The 19,093-nt window shown below is 39.4% G+C and carries 21 protein-coding genes; 7 read left to right on the forward strand and 14 right to left on the reverse strand.

Going from position 1 to position 19,093, the window contains the following annotated elements; all coding sequences use genetic code 11:
- Window positions 1-55: 55 nt before the first annotated feature.
- From QRD02_RS10990 to QRD02_RS11010, 5 genes are read right to left on the reverse strand one after another with little or no spacing between them, the layout of a single operon-like run.
- Window positions 56-535 (reverse strand): heme-binding domain-containing protein, encoded by a 480-nt coding sequence (locus QRD02_RS10990; RefSeq protein ID WP_290255001.1) that lies wholly within the window; start codon window positions 533-535, stop codon window positions 56-58.
- Complete coding sequence (locus QRD02_RS10995; RefSeq protein WP_290255002.1) at window positions 535-2,073, reverse strand: bifunctional metallophosphatase/5'-nucleotidase; 1,539 nt, start codon at window positions 2,071-2,073, stop codon at window positions 535-537. Before QRD02_RS10995 ends, QRD02_RS10990 begins: the two co-directional genes overlap by 1 nt.
- Window positions 2,074-2,937 (reverse strand): hydroxymethylglutaryl-CoA lyase, encoded by an 864-nt coding sequence (locus tag QRD02_RS11000; protein WP_290255003.1) that lies wholly within the window; start codon window positions 2,935-2,937, stop codon window positions 2,074-2,076. It abuts the gene before it with no gap.
- A 53-nt stretch (window positions 2,938-2,990) separates the two neighbouring features.
- Window positions 2,991-3,605, reverse strand: a complete 615-nt coding sequence (locus QRD02_RS11005) for a LysE family translocator (RefSeq protein WP_290255004.1) — start codon at window positions 3,603-3,605, stop codon at window positions 2,991-2,993.
- Window positions 3,602-4,630: a quinone-dependent dihydroorotate dehydrogenase gene (locus QRD02_RS11010; RefSeq protein WP_290255005.1), complete on the reverse strand. Its 1,029-nt coding sequence runs from the start codon at window positions 4,628-4,630 to the stop codon at window positions 3,602-3,604. Before QRD02_RS11010 ends, QRD02_RS11005 begins: the two co-directional genes overlap by 4 nt.
- 85 nt (window positions 4,631-4,715) lie before the next feature.
- On the opposite strand from QRD02_RS11010, the gene pepT reads away from it, so the two are divergent.
- Window positions 4,716-5,978 (forward strand): peptidase T, encoded by a 1,263-nt coding sequence (gene pepT, locus QRD02_RS11015; protein ID WP_290255006.1) that lies wholly within the window; start codon window positions 4,716-4,718, stop codon window positions 5,976-5,978.
- Between the two features lie 100 nt (window positions 5,979-6,078).
- Here the strand turns inward: pepT and yajC are convergent, their stop codons facing one another.
- The 4 genes from yajC to QRD02_RS11035 form a co-directional block, all read right to left on the reverse strand.
- Window positions 6,079-6,369 (reverse strand): preprotein translocase subunit YajC, encoded by a 291-nt coding sequence (yajC, locus tag QRD02_RS11020; protein ID WP_290255007.1) that lies wholly within the window; start codon window positions 6,367-6,369, stop codon window positions 6,079-6,081.
- Window positions 6,370-6,394: 25 nt separating this feature from the next.
- The gene (locus tag QRD02_RS11025; protein ID WP_290255008.1) at window positions 6,395-6,880 is read right to left on the reverse strand and encodes a DUF1573 domain-containing protein; all 486 of its coding nucleotides are present in this window, start codon (window positions 6,878-6,880) and stop codon (window positions 6,395-6,397) included.
- Between the two features lie 52 nt (window positions 6,881-6,932).
- Entirely contained in the window at window positions 6,933-7,877 is a 945-nt protein-coding gene (nusB, locus tag QRD02_RS11030; protein WP_290255009.1) for a transcription antitermination factor NusB, read from the reverse strand.
- A gap of 88 nt (window positions 7,878-7,965) precedes the next feature.
- On the reverse strand, window positions 7,966-9,063 hold the full coding sequence (locus QRD02_RS11035; protein WP_290255010.1) for a Glu/Leu/Phe/Val family dehydrogenase: 1,098 nt from the start codon (window positions 9,061-9,063) through the stop codon (window positions 7,966-7,968).
- A 183-nt stretch (window positions 9,064-9,246) separates the two neighbouring features.
- On the opposite strand from QRD02_RS11035, the gene QRD02_RS11040 reads away from it, so the two are divergent.
- From QRD02_RS11040 to QRD02_RS11060, 5 genes are all read left to right on the forward strand, one after another.
- Window positions 9,247-11,004 (forward strand): ABC transporter ATP-binding protein, encoded by a 1,758-nt coding sequence (locus QRD02_RS11040; protein WP_290255011.1) that lies wholly within the window; start codon window positions 9,247-9,249, stop codon window positions 11,002-11,004.
- Between the two features lie 68 nt (window positions 11,005-11,072).
- A complete protein-coding gene (locus QRD02_RS11045) occupies window positions 11,073-11,468 on the forward strand; it encodes a PUR family DNA/RNA-binding protein (RefSeq protein ID WP_290255012.1) in 396 nt (131 codons plus the stop codon).
- A gap of 95 nt (window positions 11,469-11,563) precedes the next feature.
- Window positions 11,564-13,156 (forward strand): phytoene desaturase family protein, encoded by a 1,593-nt coding sequence (locus tag QRD02_RS11050; protein WP_290255013.1) that lies wholly within the window; start codon window positions 11,564-11,566, stop codon window positions 13,154-13,156.
- Window positions 13,157-13,221: 65 nt separating this feature from the next.
- On the forward strand, window positions 13,222-13,800 hold the full coding sequence (locus QRD02_RS11055) for a flavodoxin family protein (RefSeq protein ID WP_290255014.1): 579 nt from the start codon (window positions 13,222-13,224) through the stop codon (window positions 13,798-13,800).
- 57 nt (window positions 13,801-13,857) lie between these two features.
- Complete coding sequence (locus QRD02_RS11060) at window positions 13,858-15,474, forward strand: SulP family inorganic anion transporter (RefSeq protein ID WP_290255015.1); 1,617 nt, start codon at window positions 13,858-13,860, stop codon at window positions 15,472-15,474.
- 2 nt (window positions 15,475-15,476) lie between these two features.
- On the opposite strand, the gene QRD02_RS11065 is transcribed toward QRD02_RS11060, so the two are convergent.
- The 3 genes from QRD02_RS11065 to QRD02_RS11075 are packed head-to-tail and all read right to left on the reverse strand — an operon-like array spanning window position 15,477 to window position 16,660.
- Window positions 15,477-15,983 (reverse strand): DUF6265 family protein, encoded by a 507-nt coding sequence (locus QRD02_RS11065; RefSeq protein WP_290255016.1) that lies wholly within the window; start codon window positions 15,981-15,983, stop codon window positions 15,477-15,479.
- A gap of 37 nt (window positions 15,984-16,020) precedes the next feature.
- Window positions 16,021-16,359 carry a tRNA-binding protein gene (locus QRD02_RS11070; RefSeq protein WP_290255017.1) on the reverse strand — a complete coding sequence of 113 codons (339 nt, stop codon included), beginning with the start codon at window positions 16,357-16,359 and terminating at the stop codon, window positions 16,021-16,023.
- Window positions 16,349-16,660 carry a phosphoribosylpyrophosphate synthetase gene (locus QRD02_RS11075; RefSeq protein ID WP_290255018.1) on the reverse strand — a complete coding sequence of 104 codons (312 nt, stop codon included), beginning with the start codon at window positions 16,658-16,660 and terminating at the stop codon, window positions 16,349-16,351. The genes QRD02_RS11070 and QRD02_RS11075 overlap by 11 nt, the downstream gene beginning before the upstream one ends.
- A 179-nt stretch (window positions 16,661-16,839) precedes the next feature.
- On the opposite strand from QRD02_RS11075, the gene QRD02_RS11080 reads away from it, so the two are divergent.
- A complete protein-coding gene (locus tag QRD02_RS11080; protein ID WP_290255019.1) occupies window positions 16,840-17,397 on the forward strand; it encodes a thioredoxin family protein in 558 nt (185 codons plus the stop codon).
- A 78-nt stretch (window positions 17,398-17,475) separates the two neighbouring features.
- On the opposite strand, the gene QRD02_RS11085 is transcribed toward QRD02_RS11080, so the two are convergent.
- Together QRD02_RS11085 and QRD02_RS11090 are read right to left on the reverse strand one after the other, a co-directional pair.
- A complete protein-coding gene (locus QRD02_RS11085; RefSeq protein ID WP_290255020.1) occupies window positions 17,476-18,012 on the reverse strand; it encodes a YfiT family bacillithiol transferase in 537 nt (178 codons plus the stop codon).
- A 136-nt stretch (window positions 18,013-18,148) separates the two neighbouring features.
- Window positions 18,149-19,081, reverse strand: coding sequence for a peptidylprolyl isomerase (locus tag QRD02_RS11090; protein WP_290255021.1), 933 nt, complete (start codon window positions 19,079-19,081; stop codon window positions 18,149-18,151).
- Window positions 19,082-19,093 lie beyond the last annotated feature (12 nt).

The raw sequence follows: 19,093 nt of genomic DNA on the forward strand, positions 1-19,093 counted from the left end.
AAATTCTTTAGTAAATTTATACGTGAATAAGTAAACTTATTTTTGAAATTGACTCCTATCTGAATGAAACCTCTAATTGATGCTTATATTGAAGACGCATCAAGCCGGCCCATTGAAGCAGTATTTTCCTTTCATTTTGGGAAAGGTTTCCGTGAATAATTGCATAAGACTTCAGCGGCATTTTTTCATTTTCTATCATTTCCACAAGGGCTTCCAGTTTGTGCTCCTTTTTGGTGACAGAATATTTGTTCCATTCCGAAACATTAAAATGGCTCTTTCCAGCTTCAATATGATCGTTTAGCCATAAGGAGAACGGGGCAATTTCGGCGTACCAAGGATATTGGGTTCTGTCACTATGGCAATCGTAACAGTTTTCCCTTAGAATGGCAGCCACGGTTTCCGAAGGTTTTGTTTCAGCTTCAAAATAAGCAACACTTTCATAGCTGCCGTTATTTTTTTGGGGCCGAATGAACTGTAATGCAACCAAGGCTAAGAAAACTAAAATTAGGATTGCCTTTGGAATTTTTTTCAGCATTATTCTTTTAAAGATTTTAAATAGAAGATTATCGCTTTTCTTATATCGGCTGACGTTTCGGTTTCGTTTGGTGTATAAATTTTTATGATCCCATTATTTGCGGGAGTTAAAAATGGAATGTCCAATCCTTTCAGCAAAAAGTCGCTTATCGCGACGGAATATGTTTTACTGTCGCTAATAATTTTCCCGTTAGTTTGCCATTCTCCATTTTCATTTTGTGAAAAATTGTAGCGTTGCAAATAAGCACCTTGTCCACTTTGATTTTTACCATATTCAAGTATTTCCTTTAAAAGATTTCCTTTTAAATCTACCTTTAAAACGCTACCACCAAAAGGAAGCACTCTAAATATATCCACACTTGTTATATCTCCCACCAATCTATCGTCAATTCTTATGGAGCCGCCGTTCACGAGAGCGCCATCTACCTTATTGGCGTAAACATATGCCATTGAACGGGTAATAAGTTCCCCCATATTGGTTTGCTTACTTCTGTTTGCGGTATCGGTTCCATCTAGTGGTTTTGCGGCATAATATATTATTTCCTGTGGGTTTTCCACTACTTGCTTTAGTTGTTGGTTCATTAAGTCTGTCCATTTGCTCACAACACGTTCTACCTTTGCCGAGGAGGCTATTCTGTCCGTAACCATCATCAATTCGGAATTGATGTAGAGGTGCTTTGTCCGCAAGTTATAAATTAGGGTATGCACGTACACACTTTTCGCATTCGCATCTGCTTTGGCAATCATGGTTCTCCCTTCCTTTTCCAACATATTATTATGTTCGTGCCCGCCCATAATTAACGGAAGTGTCCTTAAGCGTTTGGCTATTTCAATATCTTCTTCCAACGATACATGCGTGAGGCCGACAACAAAATCAGCTTTTTGGATTGCCAGATCGTAAGCCCTTACGGCATTTTCATAAATGTCCGCATAGGAAACATAATCTTTTGGATTGGAGGGAAGCGTAACCCCGAAAACACCAAATTTCATTTTGTTTCCATCCGCATCAATGGCGGAAAAAGTTGAAAAATCCGAAGTAGGAACCGTGGAATATTCCCATTTTGTAGTGAAAGGAACGATGCCTTTTTCAGTTACGTGCCGAACATTTGCGGAGGTCCAGTTGAAATTGGATTCGTTCAAGCGATTTTGCAAGTCCTTTTCGCTTAAATCGAATTCATGGTTTCCGAAAGTTACTAGATCAATATCCATCGCATTTAGAACGTCAATCATTTGTTTTCCATTTACACGTTCACCGTCCACTTTTAAAGTTCCAATGAGGGATGGGTTAAGAAAATCGCCTGCCATAAACATAAATGTATTCGGAAATCGTTCTTTAATGGAATCGCGAATATGGGCAACGCGGGCCAAACCTCCATATTCACCACCGTTCAAAGGAGCTATTTCATAAACATCATTTATTTGAACAAATTTAATGGTTACCGCACCCGCCCCTTTTATGGGATCTTCCGGATACATTTGAAGGACTTCACAACTCGAAAAGAAATAGCCCACAACGGCCAAAAGTAAATAGTTTCTCATTTAATGGTATTTAGTAAAAATTTTGGTTGCTTCATTGTGCGCGCTTTCAAAAGACATGGGATTAATGCTGTTCGAAATTTTTTCGGCCGTAAAATAGCTGATCATTTTTTCGGTTGGCATGTTTCCCGTCAATTCATCCTTTGCCATCGGGCACCCTCCAAAACCTTGAATGGCACCGTCAAATCTTCTGCAGCCCGCTTTATATGCTGCGTCAATTTTTTCGTGCCAGGCGTTGGGAGTGGTGTGCAAATGCGCGCCAAATTCTATGTGGGGATATTTGGGTATCAAGTTAGTAAATAAATATGAAATAATTGCAGGAGTAGATGTGCCCACCGTATCGCTAAGCGAAAGAATTTTTACGCCCATAGCCGAAAGTTTTTCCGTCCATTCACCCACTATTTCCACATTCCACGGGTCGCCGTAAGGATTGCCAAAGCCCATGGAAAGATAGGCCACCACTTCTTTGTTGTGTTTATCGGCAAGGTTTAGAATTTCCTGAAGCAGCACCAAGGATTCCGCAATTGTTTTATGTGTATTGCGCATTTGGAAATTTTCCGAAATAGAAAAAGGATATCCCAAATAATCAATTTCGGAATATTCTACGGCTTCCTCCGCCCCTCGGAAATTCGCGATAATGGCCAAGAGTTTACTTTTTGAAGCTGAAAGGTCCAAACGAGAAATCACTTCCGCCGTATCCTGCATTTGCGGAATTGCCTTTGGCGAAACGAAACTGCCAAAATCAATGGTATCAAAACCGCAGCGCAATAACGACTGAATGTATTGAACCTTTTTTTCAGTGGGAATCCACTCTTTGATACCTTGCATGGCATCACGCGGACATTCTATGATTTTTACTTGCTGCATTGCTTCAAAGATATAAATTCCTGCTTAGGGAAAAATCTATCCCATTTAAGAATTTAAGGCAGTAAAATGAAAACGGCGATGCCAACAAAGACGAGTATTTGGAGCCATTTCAAAACAATCCCCATATCTTTCCAATTTAAAAGCAGGGTTGAAATCCGCCCCGCAGCCAATGAAATTGTACTAAAGGTGAAAAAGGAAATGGCCATAAAAACCAAACCCAGCACATAAAATTGAAGCACGGTGTTTCCTTCTTTATTCCAAAGAAACCCCGGAAAAAAAGCCAAAAAGAAAATCATCACTTTCGGGTTCAGTAAATTCATAATTACGCCAGTGTTGAAAAGTTGTAAATATGATTTTTTCGGCGCGTTCTCAGCCAATGAAATGTGTTCATCACTTTTATAAACCTTGTATGCTAAGTACAGCAAATAGCACGCACCCAAAACTTTTATACCGTAAAACAATTCTTCGGAAGTCGTAATTATCGCGGAAACGCCAAAAGCTAAAAGAGTAGTGTGGACAATGCAACCGCTGATCAATCCCGCAGTTGTGGCTATGCCGCTTTTGGTTCCGTTCACCAAAGATTGCGTTAGCACATAAATATTATCGGGTCCCGGGGAAATGGCGAGGGCAAGCGTTGCAATGGAAAATGAAATTAAGGTTTCAATCATTTCCGTTCTAAAATCGCTTTGTTTATTTGCTTTATTAAATCGGGACCTTCGTAAATAAATCCGGTGTAAAGCTGTAGCAAACTCGCTCCCGCATCCAATTTTTCCAAAGCATCATCTGCCGAATGAATTCCACCAACGCCAATAATTGGAAAAGCTTTATTACTTTTTTCCGACAGAAAACGGATAACCTCAGTGGTCCTAATTTTTAAAGGTTTTCCGCTCAAACCCCCCATTTCCTTTTTATTTTCGGAAGAAATTCCGTTGCGGGAAATGGTGGTGTTCGTAGCAATAATCCCGTCAATTTTTGTGGTTTCAACAATTTCAATAATATCCAAAAGTTGCTCATTGGTTAAATCTGGCGCAATTTTTAAAAGTATGGGTTTACGTTTTTTCCGCGAATTATTTCTATTTTGAAGTGTTTGCAATAAATCGGTCAACGGTTTCTTTTCCTGCAATTCCCGTAGATTTGGAGTATTCGGCGAACTAACGTTTACCACAAAATAATCCACATAATTAAAAAGCGCATCAAAACAAATTATATAATCGTTAACCGCTTCCTCATTTGGCGTGATTTTGTTTTTGCCAATATTTCCGCCAATTAAAACATGCTTTTCATTGAGTGCATTTTTCTTCAATCTTTCGACTGCTTCTTCCACCCCGCCATTATTAAACCCCATTCGGTTTATTATTGCGGAATCTTCCCTCAATCGGAACAAACGTGGCTTTTCATTTCCAGGCTGCGGTTTTGGCGTCACGGTTCCTATTTCAATAAAACCAAAACCGAAATTTGAAAGTTCTTTATAAAGTTTCGCGTCCTTATCAAAACCCGCCGCAAGTCCCACGGGATTTGGAAATTTTAAACCGAAAAGTTCACGTTCAAGTTTGGGATTTTCCACTTTATATACATTACGGAAAAAACTTCCGAAGCCAATTTTGTGAAAAAATCTAATTGCCGAAAAAGTAAAATGATGGATTTTTTCCGGGTCGAAACCAAAAAATATTGGGCGGATAAAAGTTTTGTACATAGTTGAAAAATGTGGTACAAAAATACACTAAACAATGTATTTGTTCTTTTGAATATGCGTTATTTTGCAACGTAAAAGAAAAGTTATGATTGAAAAAATACACCTTATTGAACGTTTCAAAAAATACGTTACCATTGACACCGAAAGTGATCCAAACAGCAATACTACCCCAAGCACGAAAAAGCAGTGGGACCTCGCAAACTTACTAGCCGAAGAGCTGAAACAGATAGGAATGGAAGACGTAAGCATTGATGAAAATGCATACATCATGGCCACGCTGCCCTCCAATGTTCCGCATCACGTACCGGTGTTAGGCTTTGTTTCCCATTTTGATACTTCGCCGGATTTTACCGGGGCTAACGTGAAACCGCAAATTGTTGAGAACTACAATGGAAAGGAAATAGTTTTAAATGCAGAAAAAAATATCGTTCTTTCGCCAGATTATTTTGAGGATTTGTTGCTGTACAAAGGGCAAACTTTAATTACCACCGACGGCACAACACTTTTGGGAGCCGATGATAAAGCAGGAATCACAGAAATTGTTTCGGCGATGGAATATTTATTAAACCATCCCGAAATAAAACACGGAAAAATCCGCGTTGGCTTCACGCCCGATGAGGAAATTGGCCGTGGCGCGCATAAATTTGATGTGAAGAAATTCGGGGCAGATTGGGCTTACACCATGGACGGAAGCCAAGTGGGCGAACTTGAATTTGAAAATTTCAATGCCGCAGGCGCTGTTGTCACCATCCAGGGAAAAATTGTGCATCCCGGTTATGCGAAAGGAAAAATGGTGAATAGTATGTACATTGCTACGGATTACATCAATTCACTGCCAAGGCTCGAAACCCCCGAACACACCGAAGGCCGCGAAGGATTTTTTCATTTGCACAATATTAAGGGGACAGTTGATGAGACTAAATTAGAGTACATTATTCGCGACCATGACAAAAAACATTTTGAGGCACGAAAGGAAATGATGCAAAAACTTGCCGATGAATTGAATGAGCAGTTTGAAATGGAAATTATTACCGTTGAAATAAAAGATCAATATTTCAATATGCGCGAAAAAATTGAGCCGGTAATGCATATTGTGAAAATTGCCAAACAGGCTATGGAGCAAGCAGGCATCGAGCCAATAATAAAACCAATTCGGGGTGGAACGGACGGCTCACAGTTGAGTTTTATGGGATTGCCTTGCCCAAATATTTTTGCGGGTGGGCACAACTTTCACGGAAGGTATGAATATGTACCCGTGGAAAGTATGCAAAAAGCGGTGGAAGTAATCGTGAATATCGCGCAATTGACCGCACAGGATATTTCCAAATTTAAAATGGAAGAAGAATAAAGGTAAAGTATCCAAAAATCCTAGCTAACTATTTAAAAAAAAGCACCAAATTCCAAATAAAAATTGGAAGTTGGTGCTTTATATTATTTCCTTTTTACTGCTACTTTTTCTCTTTTACCGGAGCATTCAATTTTGCGGTTTTTTCCATTGAAATAGCTGCCCTTTCAAACTTTATTTTTCCGGCGCCACACTCAATTACGCAAGTTCCATCATCATACAATTCTGAAATTTTACCGTGAATGCCACCCAAGGTTATTACTTTGTCGCCTTTTTTCAGTTGGGCGGCAAACTGTTTCTCTTGTTTGGCTTTTTTCATTTGTGGGCGTATCAAGAATAGATACATTACCAGAAACAATAAAATTATCGGTAAAAAACTTTGAATTTGATCCATAGCAATTATTTGGGAATTCTAAATATTATTTAGTGGTTGGAGTTTTTATGGGAGTGGCAGACGCACCAGCTTTCGGATTTACAAAAGCCTTAATTGTAAGTGTTTCCACACCAGCTTTTGTGTTTGTTGTAAGCGTTACAGTCTTGCTAACTTGATTTTGACCACTACCGTTAAATTTTACCAACAACTGTCCTTCTGCACCTGGGGCAATTGGCTCCTTAGTGTATTCCGGCACTGTACAACCACAGCTACTTTTGGCGTTTACAATCATTAAAGGAGCTTCGCCAGTGTTTTTAAATTTAAATAAGTGCTCTACGTTTGTTCCTTGGTCAATAGTTCCGAAATCGAATACATCTTCCTCAAAAGTGATTGCTGGAAATTTGCCCGATTCTGCATCGCGTGCTTCCGCAGTGGCAACGTTTTCTTCATTTACTTTGTCTGCGGCATTGTCTTTACAAGATGCAAAGGCAAAAACAGATAGTATTGCTACTATTAATACTGATTTTTTCATGATAATTATATTTTATGTTTTTAGCAGGCCAAAAATAGGTATTTTTTTATTTTTACTGAAGGCCACGGCCAATTTTATTCAGTTTGCCCTCCTCTTCAAATTCCTTCACAATCTTGTCCAAAATTCCGTTTACAAAGATGCTGCTTTTGGGAGTGGAATATTCTTTGGAAACTTCCAGATATTCATTAATTGTAGCCCTTACGGGAATGGATGGGAAATAAAGGAATTCGGCAATGCCCATTTTAAGGATTATTAAATCTACATCGGCAATGCGCTCTTGGTCCCAATTAGGGGTTTTTCCTTCAATCTGTGCATTGAGTTTGTCCTCGTTCAAAATAACTTTTCTGAAAAGCTGCAGTGCGTACTCACGATCTTCTTCATTTTTATAAAGGTTGGGAACCAAAAGTGTGGCGGCGTTTTTTTCATTTAATTTGTCGAGCATTTTAACGATGGCAGTGTTTACAATGGGAAAGTCATCAACCCACGTCAACCGCTTGTCTTCTAAATAATCGTATAACTTTTCATTGGGGGCGATAATTTCTTTAAACACCTTAAGAACGAATTCTTGGTCTTCCTTAAAAGTGGTTTCCTTTTTGGAAAGATAGAAATCATACCATTGCTGTTGGCGCAATTCCTTAAATATGATGTTTACGTATTCCCCGTCCAGCGCCCAATAATCAAGTTTTTTCTTGTTTATAACATCCTTAAAGATGGTGTTGTTGCCAATTAGCCGTATTAACTTATTGTCCACAAAAGTGCGGCTCGGATTTTTTTCTGAAGCAGTGGCAAGATGTTTTTTCTGTGATATTAAAAGATAATTATCCGCTTGTTCCTGAAGTGATACCAAAAATTGCAAAAGCAATAAATATAGGTCCAGCATTTGGTCTATACTGTGAAGCAGAAATTTTTCCTGCGAATCAATATCGGGGTTTACGCGTTGGTTATAGGCATAAACGGACTGTAACACTTTTACTCGGATATGTCTTCTTGTAAGCATATTTTTCTATGAAAGAACTGATTTAAAGGAACAACGCACAAGAAAATTCTTGTGCGCCGCAAAGATAGTATTTTATAAAAGAGGAAATTTATTTTTGGCTTTTTCTTGCATCAATTCTGGCCTGTGCCACATTGAATGCCGCCTGATAAGTTGTTATGTCTTCCTTATCAGCTTTTTTCAAAATTTCCAAGGTGGTATTGTAAATGTTTTCGGTCTTGCGCATTATTTCCTTTCGGTCATAATTTTCAAGTTCAGCATAAACGTTTATAATTCCTCCGGCGTTTATTAAAAAATCGGGGGCATAAACGATACCTTTATCTCGAAGCATTTTACCGTGTTTTTGCTCCTCAGCTAATTGATTGTTGGCCGCACCGGCAATAATGCTTGTGGTTAGTTGATTTATGGTGAAATCATTAACGGTAGCTCCCAAAGCGCATGGGGCATAAATATCCATTTTTTCGGCGTATAGATTGCTCCCGCCATAAATTTCCACACCATACTTATCGCGAACTTCTTCCAACCGATCTTGGTTAATGTCTGAAATATATACTTTGGCGCCTTCATTGCTCAAATATTCCACCAAAGCTTCGCCAACGTTTCCAATTCCTTGAACATAAATAGTTTTATCCTCAAGCACATCGCTTCCGAATTTATATTTCGCTGCGGCTTTCATTCCCATAAAAACGCCATATGCAGTAACGGGTGAAGGGTTACCCGCACCTCCTTTGGACTCTGAAATTCCGGTAACGTATGGTGTTACGGTTTTCACCAAATCCATATCGGCCGTGGCCATTCCAACGTCTTCAGCTGTTATGTATTTTCCGCCCAAGGAATTAACGAATTCTCCAAACTTCAACATCAATTCCGGGGTTTTTTGCGTTTTGGCGTCTCCTATCAACACAGCTTTTCCCCCGCCAAGGTTAAGACCCGTTATGGCACTCTTATATGTCATTCCTCGTGAAAGGCGCAGAACATCATTTAAAGCTTCCCATTCGCTGGTGTAATTCCACATTCGGGTTCCTCCCAAAGCCGGACCCAAAACCGTATTATGAATCCCAATTATTGCTTTTAAACCAGTATCTTTGTCATTGCAAAAAACGATTTGCTCGTGATTATCAAAGGACATTTGCCCGAAAACCGGATCCATTTTATGAAGTTCGTTTGTATCAATTACCTCAGTTACCATAGCTTTTTAATTATTTTGTTTATCCTTTAAAAAGGCGGTGCAAAAATAACTTATTGTTGTCAATAACACAAAGCATTGGTGGATAATTTAAGAATTTTTAAAATCGCAATAGGCGCTCCGTTGAAGGCTAAAGTTCAATAGTATAGTAATTTAAAATTGTTTAAAACCAACAGAAAAATATAGATGAAAGCATTAAAATATCTCAACAAATATTTTTTGAAATACAAAGGTCGTCTACTGCTTGGGGTTTTTATAACAATTGTTGCCACGGTTTTTAAGTTGGTAGTCCCAATGAAAATTGGCGACTCCGTTACGGTTGTAAAACAGTATATGAATGGTGAAATTTCGGACCTTTCATTTGTTAAGCACCAGCTTCTTATTAATATATTATTGCTTTTGGGAGCGGCATTGCTTTCTGCTTTTTTCACCTTTATGATGCGACAGACTTTCATCGTAGTTTCCCGTTATGTGGAATATGATCTAAAAAACGAAATCTTCCAACATTATGAGAAGCTCTCGCTCGGCTTCTACAAGCAAAACCGTACCGGCGATTTGATGAACCGGATTAGTGAGGACGTTTCCAAAGTGCGGATGTATGTTGGCCCAGCGTTAATGTACAGTATTACCACCGTCACGCTTTTTATTGTGGTGGTCAGCTATATGTTTTTCAAGGCGCCCACCCTAACGCTATATGCCATCGCCCCCTTACCCATTCTATCAATTGCAATTTATAAACTCAGCGTTTTAATAAATCATAGAACTACCATTGTACAGCAATACCTTTCAAAACTCACCACGTTTACACAAGAAAGTTTCAGCGGAATTGCAGTGATAAAAGCTTACGGAATTGAGCCCAGAACCAATGCAAATTTTGAAGAACTTGCCGAAGGCAGCAAAGTGAAAAACATAGATCTCGCAAAGGTGCAAGCGCTGTTTTTTCCATTAATGATGCTGTTGATTGGCGTGAGCAACATTCTCGTAATTTACATCGGCGGTATTCGCTATATAAATGGGCAGATTGCCGAGTTTGGGACGATTGTGGAATTTTTGATTTATGTGAACATGCTAACTTGGCCCGTTGCAGTAGTGGGCTGGGTAACGTCGATGGTGCAACAGGCGGAGGCTTCACAAAAGCGAATTAATGAATTTTTGGAAACCGAACCGACAATTGTAAATTTAGTTGCGGAAGAAACTCCTGTCCAAGGTAATATTGAATTCAACAACCTTACATTTACTTATCCCGATACCGGAATTACAGCTTTGAATGATGTTTCGTTCACTGTAAAACCGGGCGAAACTTTGGCGATAGTTGGCAATACTGGCTCGGGAAAATCTACCATTCTTGAATTGATAGGAAGGCTGTACGATGTGGAGGAAGGAATGCTGAAAATTGACGGTACCGCAATCAGAAATATTAACCTCAACAGTCTGCGCAATAGTATTGGCTACGTGCCGCAGGATGCTTTTCTTTTCAGCGATACGCTTCGGAATAATATTCGTTTTGGAAAAGAAAACGCTTCCGAAGAAGAAGTAATTGAGGCCGCAAAAAATGCCGCGGTGCACAAAAATATTATCGGTTTCACCAAAGGATATGATACCATTCTCGGCGAACGCGGAATTACGTTAAGCGGCGGACAAAAGCAGCGTGTTTCCATTGCACGCGCCATCATCAAAGACCCACAAATTCTTCTTTTTGACGATTGCCTTTCAGCCGTTGATACCGAAACCGAAGAGGAAATTCTTCAACACCTGCATAAAATTTCTAAAGACAAAACTACGATTATCGTAAGCCACCGAATTTCTTCGGCAAAAAATGCCAACAAGATTATCGTTTTGGAGGACGGAAAAATAATTCAGCAGGGAACACACAACCAATTGGTAAATTCCGAAGGATATTATAAGGAATTGTACGCAAAACAGCTTTTGGAAAAAGAAATGTAAATTTTGCTTTGGCTGATTTGGATTTTTTTTGGATTTTTGGCAAAACGTAAGCAATAAACCAAAAAATTATGAGCGACCAATATACGATGGAGCAAGAGGAAATTTTTTCAAAAGTAATGCGCGCAGGAAGACGCACTTATTTTTTTGATGTAAGGTCCACAAAAGCGGGAGATTTCTATCTCACAATCACCGAAAGCAAAAAATTCACAAACGATGATGGATCCTACCATTATAAAAAACACAAAATCTATCTTTACAAAGAGGATTTCGCTGAATTTAAGGACACTTTGGATGAAATGATAAATTACGTAATCGACGAAAAAGGTGAAGAAGTAATTAGTGAGCGCCACCAAAAAGACTACAAAAAAGAAACCGATGAAGTGCCTGTGGCTGCTGAAAAAATTTCAGAGAATGGGCAAACTGACACTAGCAACTTCACCGATATTGAATTTGACGATATATAAAAAATATAATTTAAATAAAAAACCGGCACGGGCATTACCGTTGCCGGTTTTTTTATTCGCTTTCCTAAATATCGGTAATTTTATTCACACAAAAAATGGTCAGTAAACTCTATCAAACTTACAAACCCAATCTTGATTTTTCAGGGCTTGACCATATTGTTGTTGGTAGTGGAATGGGTGGTTTAACGGTCGCTACGTGGCTCGCCAAAGCCGGAAAAAAGGTCGCAATTTTTGAAAGGCATTACGTTCCCGGCGGTTTCACGCACAGTTTTAAAAGAAAGGACGGTTTTCAATGGGATGTGGGCGTGCATTACGTTGGCAATATGGCTGAAGGTTCTTCATTGCGCAGTTTCTTCGATTTTTTGACGAATGGAAAACTGGAGTGGGAATCGATGGGAGAAATATATGATGTAGCAAATATCGGCGGCACTGAATACGTTTTTAAAGCTGGAAAGGAAAATTTCAGAAAGCAAATGATTGCCTACTTTCCCGAAGAAGAAAATGCAATTCATACCTATTTAAAACTCATTGAAAAAACTAACAAACGCGCAAATGCCTTTTTCCTTGAAAAAGTATTTGAAACTTGGCTCAGCAAAGTTTTCGGTTGGATTTTAAGAGATCGATATTCAAAATATTCCCAAAGAACCACTTGGGAAGTTTTACAGGAAATTACCAAAAATGAAAGATTGATTGCCGTGCTGTGCGCCCAATGTGGCAATTATGGCTTGTCACCAAATAACAGCAGTTTCGGGGCACACGCAATGGTTATCGGCCATTTTTTGGAAGGTGGTTATTATCCCGTTGGTGGCGCCGACCAGATTTGCGAAAAAACTTTGGAAGTCTTTACGGCAAACGGTGGGAAGGTTTTTATAAATGCTGATGTCACCGAAATTGTAACCGAAAACAATTGCGTAAAGGGAATCAAACTTGGCGAAAAATTCATTCCGTGTAAAAATGTGATCAGCAATATTGGGGTGAACAATACTTTTAATTATTTACTTTCGGAAGAAGATAGAAAAACTTGCAAGTTCAGTTTAAAAAATGTGCAGCCCGCCAGTGCGCATATTTGTTTGTATTTGGGTTTAAACAAATCCAGCGAAGCTTTAAATCTTCCAAAGCACAATTTGTGGTATTACAAATACCACGGAATTGATAAAATTTTTGATGAAGCCACTTTAGAAAATGCTCCTGGAAACTTCGCATATATTTCCTTCCCTTCTGCCAAGGACCCCAACTGGGAAATAAAAAACCCCGGTACGGCGACCATTCAAGCCATTTCCGTGGGAAATATGGACTGGTTTGAAGCGTATAAAAATTCAAAATGGATGAAGCGCGGCATTGAATATGTGCAACTCAAAAAGAATTTTGAAACCGAAATGCTAAAAATTCTTTACGAATTCTATCCGCAGATTGAAGGAACCATCATTGCTTCCGAAGTTTCAACACCGCTCTCAACCGAAAATTTTACCAATTATAAAAGCGGGGAAATTTATGGTCTGGCCCATTCGCCGGAACGCTTTGCGCTTTCATTCTTACGCCCAAAAACCAAAATAAAAGGCTTGTATTTAGCCGGGCAGGATATTACTTTGGTAGGTGTGGCAGGGGCTATGCTTTCAGGATTGCTCTGCGCTACCGCGATTCTGAAATTTAATTCGTGGAAAATATTTAAACAAATTAGAGGTAATTAAAATTCTAAAATTTCCTTAACCTAATAGCTGTTTGCTTCATTTTAATGTAACTTTCCAATAAAAAAATGAAAGCAGTTATACTTTTAGGCACCCTTAAAAAGGAAGAAATTTCCAATACCGAAACCCTTTGCGAATTTTTAATAGATTATCTAGATAAGGAAAATATTGAGTGTTCTTTAATAAAATTGGTAGAGCATAATATCTTGCCAGGAACCTATAACGATATGGGCAAAGGCGACCATTGGCCAAAAATTCTCAAACAAATGGAAGCGGCAGATATTATTATATTCGCCACGCCCATTTGGTGGAACGTCCATTCCTCCGAAATGCAGCGAGTTATTGAAAGACTTGATGAGCTTCACGATGAAATAAATGAGGGTAAAAAATCACGTTTTGACGGAAAAGTTGCCGGCGTGGTCGTTACCGGTGATTCCGACGGGGCGGAAAGCCTAATTTCCAATTTCGGAAACTTCTTCAATGCCATTGGCCTTTTGTTTCCACCGTTTTCTTCCCTTACAGTTCTTTCGGTAAAGCATTCAAAGGGCGAAAAAACTCCCAAAAAGGAGTTGCTCAAATTTTATGAAAAGGAATATGCCGATACGGCCACAAAATTTGTAAAGCAGATGGTGAAATTCAGCAAATAAAGTTCACAACTCTTCTATTTTGAAAAACCTATCTTTGCCGCTTTTTAAGCAAAGAATATGTTATTATCCCTTTTCAAAAACTTTACCCAAAACCCTAAAAATGATATTCTCTCTGGGTTGACCGTAGCATTGGCGCTCGTTCCGGAGGCTGTGGCATTTGCTTTTGTAGCTGGCATTGACCCTTTGGTTGGGCTTTATGGAGCATTTATTATGGGCATAGTAACAGCGCTTTTTGGTGGCCGTCCGGGTATGATTTCGGGAGCAACCGGCGCAATGGCTGTGGTGATGGTACATTTAATACAAAAGGGAAATGAGGTCGGTTTAAATTTATCCGAACCCGTACAATATCTTGGTTTACAATGGCTTTTTATAACGCTTCTGCTTGTTGGCGCCATTCAAATTATGGCTGGGGTTTTTAGGTTGGGAAAATTCGTTCGGCTTATTCCACATCCTGTCATGATGGGATTTGTAAATGGACTTGCCATCGTAATATTTCTATCCCAATTGGGACTCTTTAAAGAAAGTCGTGGCACCGTTCCACAATGGCTCACCGGTCCAGATTTATGGATTATGCTTGCGTTAGTTGCATTAACCATGGGTGTTATGTTCGGTTTGCCAAAGCTCACCAAAAAAATTCCGGCGGCATTAATTGCTATAATTGTTGTGGCCTGTATTACTATTTTCGGAAATCTTGATGTAAGCACCGTGGGCTCTTTTATTCGAGATGGCGGCGGAAGCGGTTTAAAGGGCTCGCTTCCGGTTTTCCAAACACAGATTTTCGGCTTTATTGATACTCTAAATGGCCATTGGGATTTAATTTTTTCAACAGCATTTTTATTGGCGGCTGTTGGATTAATAGAATCATTGATGACCCTGAATTTAATAGATGAAATGACCGAAACACGCGGAAGCGGCAACCGGGAATGCGTTGCGCAGGGAAGCGCAAATATTTTGAACGGTCTTTTCGGGGGAATGGGCGGCTGTGCTATGATTGGTCAATCAATTATCAATGTTAGCTCTGGCGGAAGGGGAAGACTTTCCGGAACGGTGGCAGCGGTAGCTTTGCTGTGTTTTGTGCTTTTTGGCGCGCCTTTAATTGAACAAATTCCTATTGCAGCTTTAGTGGGTGTAATGTTTATGGTTGTTATCGGCACCTTTGCGTGGAGTAGTTTTAGGATTTTGAATAAAATTCCTCTTGCAGATGCTATTGTTTTAATAACCGTTTCGGCAGTAACCGTTTGGCAGGATTTGGCAATAGCCGTATTTGTGGGAGTAATTATGAGCGCACTTGTTTTTGCGTGGAAAAGCGCCACGATGATTCGCGCCCGAAAGCAAATTAAAGAAGATGGAACGAAAGTTTATGAAATCTGGGGGCCGCTATTCTTTGGCTCTACCACTGCTTTCAACAGTAAATTTAATATTTCAACCGATCCGAATTCCGTGGAGATTGATTTTATAGAATCTAAAATTTCTGATCATTCCGGTGTAGAGGCGGTTCGAAATATCGCAAATAAATATATTGACAGCGGGAAACAAATTAAACTTACACACCTCAGCCCAGATTGTAAGGCACTTCTTTTAAAATGGAACCCAGAATTTAAAACCATAATTGAAGATTCCATTGAAGACCCGCGCTATTATGTGGTTACGGATACATTGGATGCCGAGCTGTAACGTTAGTTCTTTCTCGAAAAAGAAAAGTCAATCTTTTTAGGCACGCCGTTTACAGTGCCTTCAATCCAAGCGTGAAGCGAATCCTTTGCCGGATTTGTATATATAATCCTATCGGGGAAATCGTGGTTTTTATTTTCGAAAGTGAAATGTCCTTTTTCAGAAGAAACCATTTTAAATGTAACAGGTTTTTTCTCATTTTGATTCGCGGTAGCAACCGTTAACAATAGGCTATCTCCTTTTTGTTCCAATGCCATGGTTTCGGCAAAAACTGTTTCTTTCCCAACTTGCGTAAAGCTAAATGCCGTAAACGTAGTAGGGCTTTCCTGCGACCAAGTTTCCTGTGAAAACTCTTCTCCATTTTCGTTGATCCATGTGCCCAAAAGCCATTGCAACTTATCAATCTTTTCCTCCTTTGCAATAATTTCAGCGCCGGAATTTCCTTTTTCAGAATTGTTCTTACAGGAATTTAGAAGCAAGGGAATAAAGAGTAAAAAGATGAACTTTTTCATATTAGTGGATTTTATTCGGTAAAAATAGTAGAATTAATTAGGAGATGCGCAATCCATTTTGAACCTTCTTTTCCGGTTGCAACAGCGTAACATTTTTTCCTTCCACGGCACCCAAAACAAGACATTCACTCATAATATTTGCAATTTGTTTCTTTGGAAAATTTACTACCGCCACCACTTGCTTTCCAATCAATTCCTCTTTTGAATAAAGTGAAGTTATTTGTGCCGAAGTTTTCCGATGGCCAATTTCTTCTCCAAAATCTATCAAAAGCTGATAGGAAGGATTTCGCGCTTCGGGAAAATCATTGGCTTCAACAATAGTGCCCACGCGCATCTCCACTTTTTCGAAATCTTCCCACGAAAGATTATTCGTCATGGTGAATGGTGAGTTTTTTAATCATTTCAGGGGAAATCTCGCCTTGATAGGCTCCATACGCATCAACGAGCAAGCCTTTTCGGCCGTCATTGGTTTCTATTAAATATAGAATGGTATTGTCTCCCGGATCAGTCATTCCTTCAAAGCGGTAGAATTTCACAACGTCCAGTTCGCCTGCTTTCCATTGCTTCTTGAGTGATTTAGATTCAACACCCTCGCCTATTAAATTAAAATCTTCGGTATATCCGTGCTTCTGCAAATCTTCAATGGCCACAGATAGTGATGAATAGGAATTTTTCATATTGGATTAGTTTAGATTTTAAAATTAATAGAGATAATGCTTAACAGCAAAATTTTATGGATTCTTTAATAAGGAACGGTTGGCAAGATATTCAATTCTCAATTCGCGAGATTCAAAACGAACTGCCCATAACTTAAAAATTGTAACTTTATAACCTATTCCATATACAGAAAAATAGAATGGCCAGAACAGAATCCAAAATGCTCGAATTGGGTACCAACGCACCAGATTTTATACTCGTTGATTCCGTCACCAATAAACCAGTTTCACTAAAGGACATCCGTGGAAAAAAGGGAACGGTGGTAATGTTTATCTGCAACCACTGTCCCTTTGTAAAACACGTGAATGAAGAAATTGTCCGGCTCTGCAACGATTATCGTGTTACCGGTTTTGGATTTGTAGCAATAAATAGTAACGATATTATAAAATATCCCGAAGATGCCCCGGCAGAAATGTGGCGAACCGCCCGAAAAAACAATTATCCCTTCCCCTATTTGTTCGATGAAACCCAAGATATTGCAAAAGCCTACGATGCGGCATGTACACCTGATTTCTATCTTTTTGATTCCGAATTAAAATTAATTTACCGTGGCCAATTGGACAATTCCCGTCCCGGAAATGGCATTCCCGTAAACGGCCGCGACCTTCGCGAAGCTTTGGACAATGTGCTCAACAACAATCCGCAGCGAAAAGACCAAAAACCAAGTATGGGGTGCGGCATTAAGTGGAAGGAATAATATGTTTAATCATTCCATTGTTTATGTGACAATGTGATTATTGACCATAACTAATTGCTTATTGCTAATTGCTAATTATCATTTCCACCCGTGCCGTTTCAACAAATTCTCAATATGCGCATAATGATGGTTACTGTGCCAGGCATAACTTCCCACGGTTTCTAAAAGTGTATAATTTCGGTTGCGGTCTGGATGGTGAAATTCCTTCAGCAATTGCTCCTGCGATAATCCCTTTATCAAATAAACCCATTTTGCATGCAACGAATTTATTGCTGCTAACGACAATGCAATCAGAGCGTTTTTGGCGTCAGCAGTTTCTGCCCAGGCTTTTTCATCATATGTCTTTATAATGGGGATGGCTTCTGTTAATGCCCACTTATAGCGATTATAAGCATTGTGATGACTGTCATAAATGTGATGGATTGTCTGCCTTACCGTCCAACCTTCGGGCCTGTATGGTGTATCGAGTTGGTTTTCTGAAAGCGTACTCACCAATTTATTCAACCTATTCGGAAAATGTTCCAAAATGGAAATCCAAGCTTGCTGTATATCGATGGTAATATTTGAAGGACAATCGAATTTGCCGATTGGGTATTTTAGTTTTTCTATATCCATTGGTGAATTAGTGAATTAGTGGGTCCGTGAATAAGTGAATTAGTGAGCTGTGAATCGTTGAAAAATAGGCTTTAATTAAAAATTTTAAATAGACACTATTCCCTTTCGCTAATTCCTAATTCCCAATACTTAATAATTATTTCACATCCATCAATTCAACATCAAAAACCAAAGTAGCGTTTGGAGGAATTACCCCGCCAGCGCCGCGCTCTCCGTAACCCAAATGCGATGGAATTACAAAACGCGCCTTGTCACCCACTTGCAATAATTGAATGCCTTCATCCCACCCTTCAATCACGTGGCCTTGGCCTAATGGAAAATCGATGGGTTGCTTTCTTTTATATGACGAATCGAACTCGGTTCCATCAGTCAAAGCACCTTTGTAATGCACCGAAACGGTTTTTCCTTTTTCAGCTTTTTTACCATTTCCTTTTTGGATAATTTTATAAAGAAGTCCGCTTTCGGTTCTATCAAATCCTTCCGAAACTTTTTTAAGTTCTGCTTCTTCCTTTGCTTTCATATTGGCAATTCGCTGTTCCCTTTCGCCTGTAAAACTTCTAAAAGCCTCCACAGCATTCCACTTTTTGGCTTCCTCGCCTACGCGGATTATCTCAACACTTTTCATTGTATCGCCCTGCGCAACACGATCCACAACATCCTGCCCTTCCACTACATTTCCAAAAACGGTATGTTTATTATCCAACCACGGCGTGGCAACATGTGTGATAAAAAATTGACTGCCATTGCTTGCCGGTCCAGAGTTTGCCATAGAAAGTACGCCCGGAGTATCGTGGCGAAGGTCTTGGTGGAATTCATCCTCAAAATCGTAACCCGGTCCGCCGGAACCCGTTCCTTTTGGATCGCCGCCCTGTATCATAAAATCGGGAATCACACGGTGAAATTTAAGGCCGTCATAATATTTTGTTCCCTGTGGTTTTGCTGCATTTTCTAAGTTTCCCTCAGCCAAGGCAACAAAGTTTCCAACCGTTCCCGGAGTTTTATCGTGCGTAAGTTTTATAAGGATTTCTCCCTTTTCAGTGGTTATCTTTGCGTAAATACCGTTTTGCATTTTTTTATTTTT

This window comes from Aequorivita aurantiaca, from assembly GCF_030410135.1.
GTDB lineage: Bacteria > Bacteroidota > Bacteroidia > Flavobacteriales > Flavobacteriaceae > Aequorivita > Aequorivita aurantiaca.